We start from the raw sequence: 17380 nt of genomic DNA, 5'->3' as shown, positions 1-17380 counted from the left end.
GAGATGAGATTTCCCCTTACGCCAAGTAAGTAAGATCCCTCAGAGACGATGAGGTTGATAGGTCCGAGGTGGAAGCGTGGTGACACGTGGAGCTGACGGATACTAATGGATCGATGACTTATCTATCCTTTAAAAAAGAAGTCGGAAGAGACGTTCGCTCGTCCGATAGTTGAATGATCCTTATCCAGTTTTGAGGGTTCACCTCAAACTATATATGATGTGGTGGTGAAGGCGAAGAGGTCACACCTGTTCCCATGCCGAACACAGAAGTTAAGCTCTTCAGCGCCGATGGTAGTCGGGTCGATCCCCGTGAGAGTAGGACGCCGCCACGTCAATATAAAACCAGAAGTTTGTGCTTCTGGTTTTTTCTGTATTTAAAAGTTATTGAAGAGGAGGACCGTTTATGGAATGGGGCAGTTTTTTTGACGATGATTTTCTTACATTTACTATAAGAATTGTAATTGCCTTGCTGTTAGCTGGGCTAATTGGGTTCGAAAGGGAATTAAAGAATCATTCCGCAGGATTCAGGACTCATATTTTGGTCGGTGTAGGTGCCTGTTTGATGATGCTGCTTTCCTTATACGGTTTTGAATCCTACCTGGATGAATTTGAAAATGTACGATTTGATCCAGCGCGTATACCTTCCTATGTGATAAATGGTATTGGCTTCTTAGGGGCAGGCACAATTATCGTCAATGGCTTAACTATTAGAGGGCTTACAACTGCAGCTTCGATATGGACAGTAGCAGGTATAGGCTTAGTAGTCGGAGCAGGTATGTATGACGTTGCAATATTAGCCACGATTATCGTGTTATTAAGTTTGGTGCTATTAAATAAAATTGAAAGAGAGAATTTTAATAAGAAGAAACCATATATCTTTCAGCTGAAGGTAAGGCCAAATGTTAAATTGCAAATGATCACTGCAGTATTTGATGAAAAAGATTTGAGAATTAAAGGAATCAATATAAAGAAACAAGAGCAGGATCATAACCATCTGATTATTGAGATAGAAAAAGGTCAAAAATACGATCGTACTCAATTAATCGAACAGCTTTCCCGCAATGAGGAAGTCCTGCAGGTCAATCATAAATTCTAAAGCTATGCCGAAAATTCGGCATAGCTTTTTGTTTTAGCAGAAAAGAATTTAGGGAATCATGAATGTGTATGTGTTCCAAACTTTTTAGTTGCGTAAGTAATAAAATTGAGTATAATAAAATTAAAGTCAAAGATAGTCAAAGTCAAAAGAGGAGGAGGGAAAATGAGGAATATCTCAGACGTGATAGAGGAATATCTAAAAGAAGTGCTGAATAAGAACCAGCAAAACACCATTGAAATTAAACGCAGTGAAATAGCCGATCAGTTTCAATGTGTGCCTTCTCAAATTAATTATGTGATTAAAACGCGATTTACTGTGGAAAAAGGTTATATAGTAGAAAGTAAGCGTGGCGGTGGCGGATATATTCGTATAAGCCGTATTCAGCATCGCAAGGAATCGGATATGATTGAAGAGATTGTGGATATGATCCGACCCCTCGTTTCTCAAACAGCAGCTATGGATGTAATTGAGAGGCTCTTAGAGAGTGGAATTATCACAGACAGGGAAGCAAAGCTCATGGGTAGCATTATTGACCGTGAAGTCCTCACGTTTCCTCTTCCTTTGCGTGATGAAGTCCGTTCTCGAATGATGACGGCTATGCTCTTTACTCTAAAGTATAAAAGCTGAATTGGAAGGGAGAGAGCGTTATGGAATGCCAAGAATGTCACCAAAGGAAAGCTACGGTACATTTAACTCAGGTAATTAATGGTCAAAAAACAGAAGTTCACGTTTGTGAACACTGTGCTAAAGATAAAGGCTATATGAGTTACGGAGAAGAAAATTTTTCTCTAAGCAACCTTTTGTCAGGACTTTTCCATTCTGAAAGTCCATCTACATTTAAAGGAAAACAATCTCATACCCAGCAGCAAAAACCTCAACTGAAGTGCCCTACCTGCGGAATGACTTATCAGGAGTTTGCGCGGATTGGGAAGTTTGGGTGTGGAAATTGTTATGAAACATTTGATGAACGCTTGAACCCTGTTTTGAGAAGGGTTCACAGCGGAAATACTACTCATGACGGTAAAATTCCAAAGCGCGAGGGTGGCCATTTACATTTAAAAAGAGAGCTTGACGAACATAAATCTAATCTTCGACAATTAATTGAGCAGGAAGAATTCGAGGAAGCAGCGAAAGTTAGAGATAAGATCCGAACTTTGGAAAGCCAATTTCATGAGGGGGAGGATGGTGAGCAATAATGTCACTGCAGCAATTTATGAATGAGGCTATTAGTCCTTGGATGAAGCAGGATGGACCTGACAGCGATATTGTATTAAGCAGCCGCATTCGCCTGGCTCGAAATTTTTCCAGTTCTCCATTCCCGATGATCGCTTCTGATGAGACCTTGGAAAAGGTTCTGGATTTCTTTAAAGAAGAATATAAAGGTCAATCCTTTCGAGATTACAAAGGTTTTGAGGTTGTCCAAATGAATGATCTTGAGCCCGTGGAAAAGAGGGTGCTGGTTGAAAAACACCTCATTAGTCCGCATCTGGCAGAGAAACCGAAACATTCGGCTGCTTTGATCTCGGAAAATGAGCAGGTCTCCATTATGATTAACGAGGAAGACCATATACGTTTGCAGTTGTACTTTCCTGGATTTCAATTGGATAAAGCTCTGGAACAGGCCTCCCAGCTGGATGATTGGCTTGAAGAAAAAATCAATTACGCTTTTGACGAAAAGAGAGGTTATCTAACGGCCTGTCCCACCAATGTTGGCACTGGGATGAGAGCTTCGGTCATGATGCATCTCCCTGCCTTATCCATGACACAGCAAATTAATCGTATGACACCGGCAATTAACCAACTAGGTCTTGTCGTTAGAGGAATATACGGTGAAGGAAGCGAGGCTCTTGGAAACATCTATCAGATTTCTAACCAGATTACGCTAGGAAAATCAGAGCAGGACATTGTAGAAGATCTGCATAGTGTTGTAAAACAATTAATTGATCAGGAAAGACGAGCCCGAGAGGCATTAATGAACCGCTCAGGCGTTCAATTAGAGGATCGTATTTTTCGCTCTTACGGTGTTTTAAAGCACAGCCGTATCATAGAGTCTAAAGAGGCGGCCAAATGTTTATCTGATCTGAGGCTTGGGATTGATCTTAATTTAATCGACCATATCCCGCGCACTATCTTAAATGAGCTGATGATTTTAACTCAGCCCGGGTTTTTGCAACAATATGCTAAAGCCTCTTTAAATCCAGACGAGCGCGATGTACGCAGAGCTTCACTAATTCGAGAACGACTTCAATTAGAAAATGAAGAATAAATGTTAGGAGGGAATGTCCATGATGTTTGGGCGTTTTACAGAAAGAGCGCAAAAAGTATTGGCACTAGCACAAGAAGAAGCTGTTCGTTTAGGACACAATAACATCGGCACTGAGCATATTCTGCTTGGTTTAGTAAGTGAGGGAGAAGGAATTGCGGCTAAATCATTAACCGCATTAGGTTTGGAAGCTACAAAAATTCAGCAGGAAGTAGAAAAGCTGATTGGAAAAGGTGAAAAAGTTTCTCAAACCATTCACTATACTCCTCGTGCAAAGAAAGTTATCGAATTATCCATGGATGAAGCACGTAAATTAGGTCATTCATATGTAGGTACAGAACACATTCTTCTCGGCTTAATCCGTGAAGGAGAAGGTGTAGCTGCCCGGGTGCTTAACAACCTCGGCGTAAGTTTAAATAAAGCGCGTCAGCAAGTATTACAGCTCCTCGGCAATAACGAGTCCACCGGCGGTCAAAATCGTCGTGGAGGCGGCTCTGGTGGTCAGGCAGCCAGTGCAAATACACCAACGCTTGACTCACTGGCACGCGACTTAACGACTATTGCTAAAGAAGGCAATATCGATCCTGTTATCGGACGAAGTAAAGAGATTGAACGAGTCATTCAGGTTCTCAGCCGTCGTACCAAAAATAATCCTGTACTTGTAGGGGAACCTGGTGTAGGTAAAACTGCTATTGCAGAAGGTCTTGCCCAGCAGATTATCAACAATGAAATCCCTGAGATTCTTCGTGATAAGCGAGTGATGACTTTGGATATGGGTACCGTTGTTGCGGGCACGAAATATCGTGGTGAATTCGAAGATCGCTTGAAAAAAGTAATGGAAGAGATTCGCCAGGCTGGCAATATCATTCTATTCATCGATGAGCTGCATACCTTAATTGGTGCAGGCGGTGCAGAAGGTGCAATTGATGCTTCTAACATTCTGAAGCCGTCACTGGCTCGTGGAGAACTACAATGCATCGGTGCTACAACTCTTGATGAATACCGTAAGTATATTGAAAAAGATGCAGCACTTGAACGTCGTTTCCAGCCAATCCAAGTAGATGAACCAACCTTAGATGAATCGGTTCAAATTCTTCAAGGTCTGCGTGACCGCTATGAAGCGCACCACAGAGTAACAATTCCTGATGACTCCATTGAGTCTGCCGTGCGTTTTTCCGACCGCTATATAACTGATCGTTTCCTTCCGGACAAAGCGATTGACCTAATTGATGAAGCGGCATCAAAAGTTCGTCTGCGTTCTTATACGGCTCCGCCAAACTTAAAAGAGCTTGAGCAAAAGCTTGAGGAAGTCCGTAAAGAAAAAGATGCAGCTGTTCAGAGTCAGGAGTTTGAAAAAGCAGCTTCTCTTAGAGACAGCGAGCAGCGTTTACGTGATGAACTGGAAGAAACGAAAGATGAATGGAAAGAAAAACAAGGGCAAGAGGATTCAGAAGTTACGGTCGAGGATATTGCTTCTGTCGTATCCACTTGGACCGGAGTGCCAGTATCTAAAATGACGAAAGATGAAAGTGAGCGTCTGCTCCAGCTTGAAGACACGCTTCATAATCGTGTCATTGGCCAGGACGAAGCTGTTAAGTCAATATCTAAAGCTATCCGCCGCGCAAGGGCAGGCCTTAAAGATCCGAAGCGCCCAATTGGTTCCTTCATTTTCCTAGGCCCAACCGGCGTAGGTAAAACCGAACTGGCTCGTGCACTGGCAGAAAGCATGTTTGGTGAAGAGGATGCTATGATCCGTATTGACATGTCTGAGTATATGGAAAAACACAGCACCTCCCGATTGGTAGGTTCACCTCCTGGTTATGTAGGATACGAAGAGGGCGGTCAACTGACTGAAAAAGTCCGTAACAAACCCTACTCTGTTGTTCTCTTAGACGAAGTAGAAAAAGCACACCCTGAAGTATTTAACATTCTGCTTCAAGTGTTGGAAGATGGTCGTTTAACCGATTCTAAAGGACGCGTGGTAGACTTCCGTAACACCGTTCTGATTATGACCTCAAACGTAGGTGCACAGGAGCTGAAAAGTAATAAATACGTTGGCTTCAGCATGGATGACTCGAATCAGAGCTATAAAGACATGAAATCTAAAGTTACGGATGAACTGAAGAAAGCGTTCCGTCCAGAATTCCTAAACCGTATTGATGAAACCATAGTCTTCCATTCACTAGAAAGAAAACACATGAAAGACATTGTAACTTTGATGGCAGAAGAGTTGAGAAAACGTCTGCAGGAGCAGGAAATCAACTTCACCTTATCTGATAAAGCTATTGAGCATATTGCAGAAACAGGATTCGACCCTGAATACGGAGCACGCCCGCTGCGCCGCTCTATTCAGAAAAACGTTGAAGATCTTCTATCTGAAGAGTTGCTAAAAGAGAATATTGCTAAAGGTCAATCCGTGAAAATTGACTTGAATGACAATAATGAATTCGTCGTTTATACGGAACAGGAATCTACAAACTAAATAACTCATAGCTATTAAGTTCTAAATTTAAAAATCGGAAGGCGTTTGCCTTCCGGTTTTTTTCTTATTCCTATATGCTTTTAGTAAGAGGAAATTAATCTAATTGATATGACTGTGAAACTTTTTCACAATCATAATCGTATAAACTAGAAGGGAAGGGGCGAAGAGTCTTGGCAAAAAGAAAGACAAAGTTTGTTTGCCAGGAATGTGGTTACGAAACGGCGAAATGGATGGGCAAATGTCCAGGGTGTCAACAATGGAATACGCTCGTTGAAGAAGTGAGCGCTCCAAGTACAAATTCCCGCCATGTGTTTCAAACTAGTTCCACTTCCTCAAAAACGAAACCAGAAAAAATTAATTCCATAAAATCCGAAAAGGAACCGCGTCTCCCGACGGATATGCCAGAGTTTAACCGTGTACTTGGCGGAGGAATAGTAGCCGGATCCCTGGTTTTAATTGGCGGTGATCCGGGGATAGGTAAATCAACATTATTGCTTCAGGTATCGGCTCAGATTGCCAATAAAGATAAGCCTGTTCTCTATATCTCAGGTGAAGAATCTTCAAGACAGACAAAGTTAAGGGCAGAGCGCTTAAGTATAACCTCAGATGAACTTTATGTTTTATCTGAAACAAATTTACAAGATGTAATCAACCAGATTGAAGCTATAGAGCCAGAGTTTGTCGTGATTGATTCCATTCAGACAATTTTCAAGGAAGATGTTACATCTGCTCCAGGAAGCGTATCACAGGTTAGAGAATGTACAAGTCAATTAATGAGAATAGCAAAAAATAAAGGTATTCCAATTTTTATTGTAGGGCATGTTACTAAGGAAGGTTCGATAGCGGGACCTAGACTTCTCGAACATATGGTAGACGCCGTTTTATATTTTGAAGGGGAAAGACACCACACGTTCCGCATACTCAGAAGTGTGAAAAACCGTTTTGGAAGTACACATGAGATGGGTATTTTCGAAATGAAAGAACAAGGTTTGGTGGAAGTATTAAACCCATCTGAAATTTTCCTTGAGGAAAGGTCTCAAGGAGCGGCAGGTTCCGTTGTGGTTGCTTCTATGGAAGGTACACGCCCTGTACTTGTAGAAATACAATCCCTCATATCTCCTACCGCTTACGGAAATCCAAGGAGAATGGCTACAGGGCTCGATAACAATCGTGTACCACTGCTAATGGCCGTTTTAGAAAAGCGGGCTGGTCTTCTCTTACAAAACCAGGATGCTTATGTGAAAGTAGCGGGTGGAGTTAAACTGGATGAGCCTGCGATAGACTTAGCTGTTGCACTCAGCATTGCTTCAAGCTTTAGAGATCAAGTTTCAAAGGCTGAGGATGTAGTGGTGGGAGAAGTCGGCCTCACAGGAGAAGTGCGCCGCGTCGCCCGCATTGAACAGCGGGTGCAAGAAGCTGCGAAGTTAGGGTTTAAGCGTGTGATTATTCCTAAGAAAAACCTGGATGGATGGAAGCCTTCTTCTTCGATTGAAGTGGTAGGTGTAAGTACGGTACAAGAAGCTATGAAGGTTACATTGGGGGACGCGTAAATGGAATGGCATGATATGAAAGAAAATGGAATAGGAGATATTCTGAAGCTCGTGGCTCCAGGCACGCCGCTCCGTGATGGCATCGATAATGTCCTGCGGGCTAATACAGGAGGGTTAATCGTCCTTGGTTATGATGAGGTCATTCGCGACCTGGTAGATGGCGGATTTAACATTCAATCTGACTTCACACCCGCACACTTATACGAGCTGGCTAAAATGGACGGGGCCCTAATTCTAAATGACGAAGCTACAAAGATCCTGTATGCTAATGCGCAGCTCATGCCCGACCCTGATATTCTTTCTACGGAAACGGGGATGCGCCATCGTACGGCTGAGCGTGTAGCGAAGCAGACAGGCTCCTTAGTTATTGCCATATCACAGAGAAGGAATGTCATCACCTTGTATAAAGGATCTTTGCGGTATTCCTTGAAGGATATTGGCGTGATTTTGACAAAGGCTAATCAAGCGATTCAAACATTGGAAAAATATAAGAATGTGCTGGATCAGTCCATAACCAACCTCGGTGCAATGGAGTTTGAAAATATGGTTTCCTTTTCCGAAGTTATTCAAGTGGTCCACCGGGTGGAAATGGTGCTTCGTACTAAAACTGAGATTCTCAACTATGTAAATGAACTAGGAACAGAAGGCCGTTTAATTCAATTGCAGATGACAGAACTGGTATCGAATATTGAAGAAGAGGCTGCTTTATTGTTGAAAGATTACAGCAAGCGTCCAGATTATGAACCTTACTATATTCTAAGAAAAATGCAGGAAGTAACCAACCCGGAGCTGTTATCGGATGAACAGGTTCTGAAGCTGTTAGGATATTCGCCTAATACGAAGATGTCAGATCCGCTTCACCCTAGAGGTTACAGAATTTTAAGTCGTATTCCCCGCCTCCCGCCATTAATCATTGAGCATTTAGTGGAGAAGTTTGGAACCTTGGACGATATGATTCAGGCTTCTCAAAAAGATCTGGTAGGTGTAGATGGTGTGGGAGAAATAAGAGCGACGAAAATCCGGGATGGATTAGAACGGATACAAGAACAGCTATTTGTAGATCGCCATATATGATTCTATTGACTTATTTACTATGAATATGGTATGATAAATCGTTTTGAAGATTGACTTTTTTTGGAAACTATGCTATTTTATTAAGCATCATTCCTCTTATTACACGGTTATTAGGTGTGAGGTTTGGTCATACTGTGAGTGAGGAGGTGGAGACAAGTGCTTAAACGAATTGTACAGTTATTTATTGTAATAACCGGTGGAACGATCGGTTACCTCTATTTTCCAGAATTGTTTACAGCCATGGGACTCACTTGGCAGAATTGGATGCAAGCAGTTTTAGGAGCCGTACTTGGAGCACTTATACTATTTTTATTAACGTTTTGGATCGTGGATTATATTGTAGACTTTCTTAGGTGGATTGAGGATACCCTGGTGCGGGCGCCTGTTGCTGATCTATTATTCGGCAGCCTTGGATTGATTGTCGGTCTAATTGTTGCTTATCTAATTAATATCCCGGTGCAAGATATTCAAATTCAAGTGGTTAACCAGGTGGTGCCGATTTTCTTAACCTTTTTACTAGGTTACTTTGGTTTTCAGGTGGGATTCAAACGTAAGGACGAGTTCCTGAATATGGTCTCGAGAAAAGAAAAAGCCGATGAAGGAGGTTCTTCATCCTCTTTACATGCTGGGGTGGACAGCTCCCTCATTCCTAAAGAAAAGATCTTAGACACGAGCGTAATCATTGATGGCCGTATTGCAGATATTTGCGAGACCCATTTTCTTGAAGGTACGATTGTGATTCCTCAGTTCGTTTTAGAAGAGCTTCAACATATTGCAGATTCTTCTGATGGATTGAAAAGGAACCGAGGTCGACGCGGTCTTGATATTTTGAACCGTCTTCAAAAAGATCTCCCAGTCAATGTAGAGATTTATGAGGGAGACTTTGAAGATATTCAGGAAGTGGATAGTAAACTGGTTAAACTGGCAAAGGTTATGAACGGGATTGTTGTTACGAATGACTTTAATTTAAATAAAGTATGTGAATTTCAAAATGTTCAAGTATTGAATATTAACGACCTTGCCAATGCAGTAAAACCAGTCGTACTTCCAGGTGAAGAAATGAGCATTCAGGTGATTAAAGATGGTAAGGAACAAAATCAGGGTGTAGCGTATTTAGATGATGGCACGATGATCGTAGTAGAAGAAGGGAAAAGTTATATTGGGAAGACAATTGAAGTTGTCGTTACCAGTGTCCTTCAGACATCTGCCGGTCGAATGATTTTTGCTAAACCGAAATCACTTGAAAAAGCCCTTTAAAAAAGGTATAAACAAATAGAGACTAACAAAAGTGATAACCGGTGAGTTATCGCTTTTGTTATTTACAGAGATATTTACAGAGATATTTATAGTGGCTATTTTATGGTTTAAACCAGTTTAGGATGGATATTATGATAAATTATACGGCAGTGGTGCTTGCAGCAGGGCAGGGCAAGCGGATGCTGGCTGGTAAAAATAAGCAGTTTCTAAGAATAGAAGATCAACCATTAATATTACATACGCTCTCCGTGTTTGCTAAAGACGAATGGTGTGCCGAAATCGTTCTAGTGACTAATTCAAAGGAAAGACAACAGATGGAAGAACTTCTTCAAACGTTTCCTTTAAAGAAAGAAATTCAACTGGTAGACGGTGGAGCAGAGCGCCAGGATAGCGTATTTGCGGGTTTAAAGGCAGTCATTAAAACAAATCTGCCTGTATTTATCCATGACGGAGCGCGTCCATTTGTAAAACAGGAACTTTTGCACGAATTGGCTGAGCGCACGATTGAAAAGCATGCCGCTCTATTAGCAGTTCCTGTAACGGATACGATCAAACAGAAGAGTGATCAATTCCTGAACACACTGGACCGCAAGAGTCTTTGGGCAGCCCAGACACCGCAGAGTTTCACTTTCTCATTAATCTATAAAGCGCATCAAAAAGCACGGGAGAGCGGATACTATGGGACGGATGATGCTTCCTTAGTCGAGAGTCTTGGAGAAGAAGTGGCTATAGTTGAGGGAAGCTATGATAACATTAAATTAACAACGCCAGAAGACTTACATAAAGCCGAGTCTTATATCCAAAACCAGCGTAAAGGAAAGGAAGGGGGGAATCCTATGTTCCGAATTGGTCAAGGTTTTGATGTACACCAGCTGACGGAAGGACGTAAATGCATCATTGGAGGAGTTGAGATTCCTCACGAAAAAGGACTGCTTGGACACTCGGATGCTGATGTTCTTCTTCATACCATAGCAGACGCCTGTCTAGGCGCAATAGGAGAAGGAGATATCGGTAAACACTTCCCTGATACAGACCCTGAATATAAGAATGCCGATTCTGGTATGCTTTTGCAGCAAGTCTGGGAGTTTGTAAAAGCCCAGGGCTATGAACTCGGGAATATCGACTGTACGGTCATTGCACAGGCTCCTAAAATGGCTCCCTTTATTGAGGATATCCGTAAGAATATAGCCTCTTTACTGGCCACGGAGACAGATTTAATTAATGTAAAAGCTACTACCACCGAAAAACTGGGCTTTACTGGCAGGAAAGAAGGAATCGCGGCACAAGCCGTCGTTCTTTTGCAAAAAAATCAACAAGCCTGACAAAAAGATGATAAAATAAAATTGGAAAAAGGAACGGTACGAAAGGAGTACAATTATGTCGAATGAAGTTCGTGTACGTTATGCACCAAGCCCGACCGGCCATCTTCATATTGGGAATGCAAGAACGGCCCTGTTCAACTATTTATTTGCAAGGAATGCGGGAGGCAAGATGGTTATCCGCATTGAAGATACAGACGAAAAGCGAAATGTAGAAGGCGGAGAGCAAAGTCAGCTTAATTATTTGCGCTGGCTTGGAATTGATTGGGATGAAAGCCCGGATAAAGGCGGGGAATATGGTCCCTACCGTCAGATGGAGCGCCTGGAGCTTTATCAAAAATATGTGGATGATCTGCTAGAGCGCGGCCTTGCATACAAATGTTATATGACTGCAGAAGAACTGGAAGCAGAACGAGAAGCACAGATTGCTCGTGGAGAAGCACCAAAGTATTCAGGTGCTCATCGTGATCTGAGCCAGGAGCAGATTGATCAGTTTGAGGCAGAAGGCCGTGAACCGAGTATCCGGCTGCGTGTACCTGAAAACCATACGTACACTTTTAACGATATTGTCCGTGAAAAAATTACGTTCGAATCCAGTGATTTTGGGGACTGGGTTATTGTAAAGAAAAGTGGAACCCCCACATACAACTTTGCTGTTGCTGTAGATGATTACCTTATGGCAATTACTCATGTACTGCGCGGAGAAGAGCATATCTCGAATACACCTAAGCAAATGATGGTATATGAGGCGTTTGGATGGGAGCCGCCTAAATTTGGTCATATGACGCTCATCCTGAATGAAAATCGTAAAAAGCTGAGTAAACGTGATGAACACATTCTGCAGTTCATTGAGCAATATAAAAACTTAGGCTATTTACCTGAATCGTTATTTAATTTTATTACTCTGCTAGGCTGGTCACCGGTCGGCGAAGAGGAAATCTTCACTCAGGATAAACTGATTGAGATATTCGATGCCGAACGTCTTTCTACTTCACCAGCTGTATTCGACCCTGCGAAACTGAAGTGGATGAACAATCAATATATTAAATCAGCGGAGTTTGACCGTGTAGTGGATTTAACCCTGCCTCACTTGATTGAAGCGGGGCGCGTTGCTGAGAATATGAGTGCATCCGATCGAGAGTGGGTTCATGAGTTGATTGCTCTTTACCAGGAACAATTGGATTATGGAGCGCAAATTGTTGAACTTACGGAATTATTCTTCAAACAGGAAATACAATATGATGAGAACGCTATGGAGGTACTGGAAGGCGAGCAAGTGCCGGAAGTACTTGATACGTTCAAGAAGAAGCTGAATGAACTGGAAGAATTCACACCAGAAGCCATTAAAAAACAAGTGAAAGCCGTACAAAAAGAAACCGGTCATAAAGGGAAGAAACTCTTCATGCCGATTCGTGTAGCTACAACTGGCCAAACCCACGGTCCTGAATTGCCAAATGCTATTCACCTGCTGGGGCTGGAAACGGTCAATGTTCGCTTGGATGATGTATTAAATAAACTTCAAGGTTAAACTTTTCACAAATGACTCCTTATGTCATATAGTAGAGATACCAATAAGAAACGTTGATGAGGAGAAGTAGAAGAGGTTTCCCATACACAGAGAAAATCACCCCTGGCTGAAAGTGATTATTTGGGACCGCTTTGAAATGCACCTCTGAGTCTTCCGCCGAAATAAGTAGGCAGAAGCGGTTACCTTCCGTTAGCAAGGCTGAAGAGGGGAATAATTTTTTCCAAAGCAGAGTGGAACCACGCGTAACGCGTCTCTGTGCCATAAGGCACGGAGGCGCGTTTTTTCTTAGCTGGATTTCCATTATTGGTTAACAAAGGAGGAGAGCAAATGGGGCTTTTTAAGATGTTTAAGGAAGATGTGGATGTCGTTTTTGATCAAGATCCTGCTGCTCGTTCTTACGTTGAAGTGATCTTAACGTATTCCGGACTGCACTCTATTTGGGCACACCGGGTTGCCCATGCATTCTATAAAAAGAAGTTTTTCTTTCTAGCCAGAGTGATTTCTCAATTAAGCCGCTTCTTTACTGGTATTGAAATTCACCCTGGGGCGAAAATCGGGCGCCGATTCTTCATTGATCATGGAATGGGAGTGGTCATAGGGGAGACCTGTGAAATAGGAAATAATGTGACCTTATTTCAAGGTGTTACGCTTGGAGGTACAGGCAAGGAAAAAGGGAAGCGGCATCCAACGTTACTCGATAATTCTTTAGTAGCTACAGGAGCGAAAGTTCTGGGATCCATCACAATTGGAGAAAATTCTAAAGTAGGAGCGGGGTCAGTCGTCCTCCACGATGTGCCTCACAACTCAACCGTAGTTGGAATACCAGGGCACGTGGTCGTACAGGACGGGAAAAAAGTTCAGCAGAAAGATCTCGATCATCATAAGATGCCCGATCCTGTTTATGATCGGATCAATCAGTTAGAAAAGGAAATTAAACAATTACAAGAGGAAGTTAAAGAAGCTAAAGGAGTGAACTAGCATGAGTATTCAAATTTACAACACGCTGACACGAAAAAAAGAACCTTTCCAGCCTTTGGAAAAGGATAAAGTGAAAATGTATGTCTGCGGACCGACAGTTTATAACTATATTCATATCGGTAATGCACGTCCTGCTATTGTTTTTGATACGGTACGCAGATATTTTGAATACCGTGGTTACGATGTGCACTACGTCCTAAACTTTACGGATGTGGATGACAAACTTATCAAAGCGGCGAATGAGTTAGGTGAGGAAGTCCCTGACATTGCCAACCGCTTTATAGATGCCTACAAAGAAGATGTAGGAGCGCTTGGCGTGAAAGAAGCAGTGGACCATCCGCGTGTCACCGAAAACATGGATGAGATTATTGATTTTGTCAAAGGGTTGATCGATAAAGGGTACGCCTACGAAGCAAAAGGTGATGTGTATTTCAGAACTCGCTCCTTTGATAATTATGGGAAGCTATCCCATCAGTCTGTTAATGAACTGAGGTCTGGTGCACGCATAGAGGTGGGAGACAAAAAGGAAGACCCGCTGGATTTCACGCTATGGAAGGAAGCTAAGCCAGATGAAATATCATGGGAAAGTCCGTGGGGGAATGGACGTCCAGGGTGGCACATAGAGTGTTCCGCAATGGCTAAAAAATATTTAGGGGAAACCATTGATATCCATGCTGGCGGTCAAGATTTGACTTTTCCTCACCACGAGAATGAAATCGCCCAATCAGAAGCACATAATGACCAGTCATTTGCGCGTTACTGGATGCACAACGGGTATATTAATATTGAAAATGAAAAGATGTCGAAATCTCTTGGAAATTTCATTCTTGCACATGATCTTGTTAAAAAGCATGATCCTCAGGTGATTCGCTTCTTTATGCTTAGTGTCCAGTACCGTCATCCTATTAATTTTAGTGATGAGTTGTTAAAAGGGGCGAAAAGCAGTTTCGACCGGATTCGTAATGCTTATGAGAATCTAAAGCATCGTAAATCTGCCAGCATGAACCTCCAGGATGATTCAGAGCGCTGGATTAAGGAAATAGAAATGCATAAAGAGCAGTTTATTCAGGAAATGGATGATGATTTTAATACGGCCAATGCTATTTCTGTTTTATTTGATCTTACGAAATCAGCTAATTTGTATCTCCAAGAAGAACAGACCCATACGATCGTACTTGAGAATTATGAGGATACATTGAAAGAGCTGATGATGGTTCTTGGTCTGGAAATTGAAACCCAGGCAGAATTGCTGGATGAAGAGATCGATGCATTAATTGAAGAACGAAAGCAGGCAAGAAAAGACCGCAATTTTGAAAGAGCCGATCAGATTCGTGATGAGTTAAAAGACAGAAATATTATATTGGAAGATACATCTCAAGGTACGCGCTGGAAACGAGGCTGATCGAATGAGCTTAAACAATGTAAAACAGATGAAAAGCCTTGCGCTTGCCTACATGGGTGACTCCGTATATGAGTTGTACGTAAGAAAGCATCTTTTAGAAAGTGGAAAAATACAGCCGCAACGGCTGCATAAGGCAGCCGTAAAATTCGTCGCTGCTGTTTCCCAGGCCCGGGCGGTAGGTTACTGGCAGGAAGAAGAGTTATTGACAGAAGAGGAAGAAGCGGTGCTCAGGCGGGGCAGAAATGCCAAGTCCGGCTCCGTACCTAAGAGTACAAGTGTACAAACCTATCGTTATTCGACTGGTTTTGAAGCGGTTCTTGGTTTTCTCTATTTATCTGGAAAAACGGAGCGGTTGAACGAATTAATTGAATTAACCATCCAATTTGTAGAAGAAAGGAGTGGAGAAGGTGAATAATGAGTGGATAATAGGTAAAAACCCAGTGCAGGAAGCGTTGAAATCCGGCAGGCCAATTAATAAAGTCCTGGTGTCCGACCAGCTTCAACATCAAGCCTATAAAAAACTGGAACAGTCAGCTAAGGAAAGTGGAGTTATTGTCCAAAAAGTCCCGAAAAAGAAGATAGATCAGCTCGTTGAGGGAAACCATCAGGGTGTAGCGGCATCGGTGGCAGCATATGAGTACAGTGATCTTGAGGATCTGTTTGCTAAAGCTGAGGAAAAAGGGGAACCGCCTTTTTTTATCATTTGTGATGAAATCGAGGACCCTCATAATCTGGGATCGATTTTAAGGACAGCGGATGCGAGCGGAGCACACGGCGTGATCATACCGAAACGGCGTTCAGTGGCGCTCACCTCTACAGTAGCTAAAACATCTACCGGGGCTATTGAATATATTCCGGTAGCTAGAGTAACCAATCTTGCGAGAACAATCGATGAATTAAAAGAGAGATTCGTGTGGGTGGTTGGAACAGACGCAGAGGGTACAGAAGATTACCGACGGCTGGATGGTAATATGCCGATCGCACTTGTGATTGGGAGCGAGGGCCGAGGGATGAGTCGTTTAACAAAAGATAAATGTGATTGGACGGTAAGTCTTCCCATGGCTGGTAAGGTTACCTCTCTAAATGCATCCGTTGCTGCTTCTTTATTAATGTACGAAGTGTATAGAAAGCGCCGCCCTGTCGGTGATTAACAATGAATGTTCTAATAGTAGATGGGTACAACATGATTGGAGCCTGGCCAGAATTAAAAAGATTAAAAGAAGAAGATTTTGGCCAGGCACGAGATCTCCTAATTGAAATGATGGCCGAATACCAGTCCTATACCGGGGACCGGATCATCGTGATCTTTGATGCTTATCATGTCCGGGGTGTCGCCAAAAAACAAAAAAATTACAAAGTGGAAGTTATTTTTACGAAAGAAAATGAAACAGCGGATGAACGGATTGAAAAGCTCGCAGGAGAATTAAATGATGTCCGGACTCAAGTCTACGTGGCTACCTCGGATTATGCTGAACAGCGTACAATTTTTGGACAAGGGGCATTCCGAAAGTCTGCCAGAGAGCTTTATATCGAAGTGAAAAATATTGAAAAACAAATTAAAAAAGATGTCGAAACTCAGAATCAGGTACAGTACCAGCCTAAGATACCAATGAATAAAGAGGTAAGAGAACTGTTTGAAAAGTGGCGTCGAGGAGATAAATAATTCTGACAACTTGTTGACGCTTTTGAAACGCTTACTGTATAATATTGCTATATTGAGGCAGCACGGTCGGGGGGATCCTGAGTGAGCATCATTCACACGGAGAAAGACATCAACGAGTTGGATCTTAGCAAGCTTGATGACGAAGCAATCATCGAACGAATTAATCAGGGAGAGGTCCAATCTCTTGATTATTTAATTAATAAGTATAAGAATTTCGTTCGTGCAAAAGCTCGAACGTATTTTCTTATTGGTGCAGATCGTGAAGATATTGTGCAAGAAGGAATGATCGGTCTCTACAAAGCTATACGAGATTACCAGGAAGGTAAACTATCTTCATTTAAAGCCTTCGCAGAGTTATGTGTCACCCGTCAAATTATTACCGCAATCAAAACCGCCACACGCCAAAAGCACATTCCATTGAATTCCTACGTGTCCTTAGATAAGCCCATTTACGATGAAGAATCAGACCGGACCTTACTTGATGTAATTGCCGGATCAAAAGCAATCGATCCTCAAGAATTAATTGTGAATAAAGAAAAGTTCTGCGATATGGAAGAGAAGATTTCTGAGCTGCTTAGTGATCTCGAGAAAAAAGTTCTTGCTCTTTATTTGGACGGGCAGTCTTATCAAGAGATTTCGGTTGAATTAAATCGCCATGTGAAATCGATTGATAACGCCCTCCAGCGGGTTAAAAGAAAACTTGAAAAGTATCTGGAAGTAAGTGAAATCACACTATAAGACACAGATTGACAGTATGTTTGAAGCATG

Annotated in this window: 16 protein-coding genes, 2 rRNA genes and 1 other annotated feature; all 18 genes read left to right on the top strand. The window is 42.3% G+C overall.

The genetic code is table 11. The features are described 5' to 3' along the window. Positions 1-126, top strand: a 23S ribosomal RNA gene (locus ACTWPM_RS17010); the annotation flags it as partial. A gap of 92 nt (positions 127-218) precedes the next feature. Further along, positions 219-332: ribosomal RNA gene (gene rrf / locus ACTWPM_RS17005) — 5S ribosomal RNA — on the top strand. Positions 333-403: 71 nt separating this feature from the next. Continuing rightward, on the top strand, positions 404-1096 hold the full coding sequence (locus tag ACTWPM_RS17000; protein ID WP_443134198.1) for an MgtC/SapB family protein: 693 nt from the start codon (positions 404-406) through the stop codon (positions 1094-1096). 162 nt (positions 1097-1258) lie between these two features. Beyond that, positions 1259-1723, top strand: a complete 465-nt coding sequence (locus ACTWPM_RS16995) for a CtsR family transcriptional regulator (RefSeq protein WP_443134197.1) — start codon at positions 1259-1261, stop codon at positions 1721-1723. Between the two features lie 20 nt (positions 1724-1743). Further along, a complete protein-coding gene (locus ACTWPM_RS16990; protein WP_443134196.1) occupies positions 1744-2292 on the top strand; it encodes a UvrB/UvrC motif-containing protein in 549 nt (182 codons plus the stop codon). Further along, a complete protein-coding gene (locus ACTWPM_RS16985; protein ID WP_443134195.1) occupies positions 2292-3362 on the top strand; it encodes a protein arginine kinase in 1071 nt (356 codons plus the stop codon). Before ACTWPM_RS16990 ends, ACTWPM_RS16985 begins: the two co-directional genes overlap by 1 nt. A gap of 19 nt (positions 3363-3381) precedes the next feature. After that, on the top strand, positions 3382-5841 hold the full coding sequence (gene clpC, locus ACTWPM_RS16980) for an ATP-dependent protease ATP-binding subunit ClpC (protein ID WP_443134194.1): 2460 nt from the start codon (positions 3382-3384) through the stop codon (positions 5839-5841). Between the two features lie 170 nt (positions 5842-6011). Then, the gene (gene radA, locus ACTWPM_RS16975) at positions 6012-7391 is read left to right on the top strand and encodes a DNA repair protein RadA (protein ID WP_443134193.1); all 1380 of its coding nucleotides are present in this window, start codon (positions 6012-6014) and stop codon (positions 7389-7391) included. Continuing rightward, the gene (gene disA / locus ACTWPM_RS16970) at positions 7392-8465 is read left to right on the top strand and encodes a DNA integrity scanning diadenylate cyclase DisA (protein ID WP_443134192.1); all 1074 of its coding nucleotides are present in this window, start codon (positions 7392-7394) and stop codon (positions 8463-8465) included. Positions 8466-8621: 156 nt separating this feature from the next. Then, the gene (locus ACTWPM_RS16965; protein WP_443134191.1) at positions 8622-9722 is read left to right on the top strand and encodes a PIN/TRAM domain-containing protein; all 1101 of its coding nucleotides are present in this window, start codon (positions 8622-8624) and stop codon (positions 9720-9722) included. Between the two features lie 122 nt (positions 9723-9844). After that, positions 9845-11044 (top strand): bifunctional 2-C-methyl-D-erythritol 4-phosphate cytidylyltransferase/2-C-methyl-D-erythritol 2,4-cyclodiphosphate synthase, encoded by a 1200-nt coding sequence (locus tag ACTWPM_RS16960; protein WP_443134190.1) that lies wholly within the window; start codon positions 9845-9847, stop codon positions 11042-11044. Positions 11045-11099: 55 nt separating this feature from the next. Then, the gene (gene gltX, locus ACTWPM_RS16955) at positions 11100-12569 is read left to right on the top strand and encodes a glutamate--tRNA ligase (RefSeq protein WP_443134189.1); all 1470 of its coding nucleotides are present in this window, start codon (positions 11100-11102) and stop codon (positions 12567-12569) included. 44 nt (positions 12570-12613) lie between these two features. After that, positions 12614-12827 (top strand) — a binding site (T-box leader). Positions 12828-12896: 69 nt separating this feature from the next. Then, entirely contained in the window at positions 12897-13547 is a 651-nt protein-coding gene (gene cysE, locus ACTWPM_RS16950) for a serine O-acetyltransferase (RefSeq protein ID WP_443134188.1), read from the top strand. Position 13548: 1 nt separating this feature from the next. After that, on the top strand, positions 13549-14949 hold the full coding sequence (gene cysS, locus ACTWPM_RS16945; protein WP_443134187.1) for a cysteine--tRNA ligase: 1401 nt from the start codon (positions 13549-13551) through the stop codon (positions 14947-14949). 4 nt (positions 14950-14953) lie between these two features. Further along, a complete protein-coding gene (locus ACTWPM_RS16940; RefSeq protein ID WP_443134186.1) occupies positions 14954-15364 on the top strand; it encodes a Mini-ribonuclease 3 in 411 nt (136 codons plus the stop codon). Continuing rightward, positions 15357-16100 (top strand): 23S rRNA (guanosine(2251)-2'-O)-methyltransferase RlmB, encoded by a 744-nt coding sequence (gene rlmB, locus ACTWPM_RS16935; RefSeq protein WP_443134185.1) that lies wholly within the window; start codon positions 15357-15359, stop codon positions 16098-16100. Before ACTWPM_RS16940 ends, rlmB begins: the two co-directional genes overlap by 8 nt. Positions 16101-16102: 2 nt before the next feature. Further along, the gene (locus ACTWPM_RS16930) at positions 16103-16612 is read left to right on the top strand and encodes an NYN domain-containing protein (RefSeq protein WP_089752371.1); all 510 of its coding nucleotides are present in this window, start codon (positions 16103-16105) and stop codon (positions 16610-16612) included. A gap of 81 nt (positions 16613-16693) precedes the next feature. Then, positions 16694-17350 carry an RNA polymerase sporulation sigma factor SigH gene (sigH, locus tag ACTWPM_RS16925; protein WP_443134184.1) on the top strand — a complete coding sequence of 219 codons (657 nt, stop codon included), beginning with the start codon at positions 16694-16696 and terminating at the stop codon, positions 17348-17350. Positions 17351-17380 lie beyond the last annotated feature (30 nt).

Source organism: Halobacillus sp. K22 (assembly GCF_052246795.1).
Classification (GTDB): domain Bacteria; phylum Bacillota; class Bacilli; order Bacillales; family Halobacillaceae; genus Halobacillus.
Note: the sequence above shows the minus strand (reverse complement) of the source record. Positions and strands in the feature narration are given on the sequence as shown.

What these genes read in the sequence shown, in the direction of transcription:
- cysE (WP_443134188.1), top strand. Translation starts at nt 12,897, where the DNA reads ATGGGGCTTTTTAAGATGTTTAAGGAAGATGTGGATGTCGTTTTTGAT.
- ACTWPM_RS16930 (WP_089752371.1), top strand. Translation starts at nt 16,103, where the DNA reads ATGAATGTTCTAATAGTAGATGGGTACAACATGATTGGAGCCTGGCCA.
- ACTWPM_RS17000 (WP_443134198.1), top strand. Translation starts at nt 404, where the DNA reads ATGGAATGGGGCAGTTTTTTTGACGATGATTTTCTTACATTTACTATA.
- disA (WP_443134192.1), top strand. Translation starts at nt 7,392, where the DNA reads ATGGAATGGCATGATATGAAAGAAAATGGAATAGGAGATATTCTGAAG.
- ACTWPM_RS16995 (WP_443134197.1), top strand. Translation starts at nt 1,259, where the DNA reads ATGAGGAATATCTCAGACGTGATAGAGGAATATCTAAAAGAAGTGCTG.
- ACTWPM_RS16985 (WP_443134195.1), top strand. Translation starts at nt 2,292, where the DNA reads ATGTCACTGCAGCAATTTATGAATGAGGCTATTAGTCCTTGGATGAAG.
- clpC (WP_443134194.1), top strand. Translation starts at nt 3,382, where the DNA reads ATGATGTTTGGGCGTTTTACAGAAAGAGCGCAAAAAGTATTGGCACTA.
- cysS (WP_443134187.1), top strand. Translation starts at nt 13,549, where the DNA reads ATGAGTATTCAAATTTACAACACGCTGACACGAAAAAAAGAACCTTTC.
- ACTWPM_RS16960 (WP_443134190.1), top strand. Translation starts at nt 9,845, where the DNA reads ATGGATATTATGATAAATTATACGGCAGTGGTGCTTGCAGCAGGGCAG.
- ACTWPM_RS16990 (WP_443134196.1), top strand. Translation starts at nt 1,744, where the DNA reads ATGGAATGCCAAGAATGTCACCAAAGGAAAGCTACGGTACATTTAACT.
- gltX (WP_443134189.1), top strand. Translation starts at nt 11,100, where the DNA reads ATGTCGAATGAAGTTCGTGTACGTTATGCACCAAGCCCGACCGGCCAT.
- ACTWPM_RS16940 (WP_443134186.1), top strand. Translation starts at nt 14,954, where the DNA reads ATGAGCTTAAACAATGTAAAACAGATGAAAAGCCTTGCGCTTGCCTAC.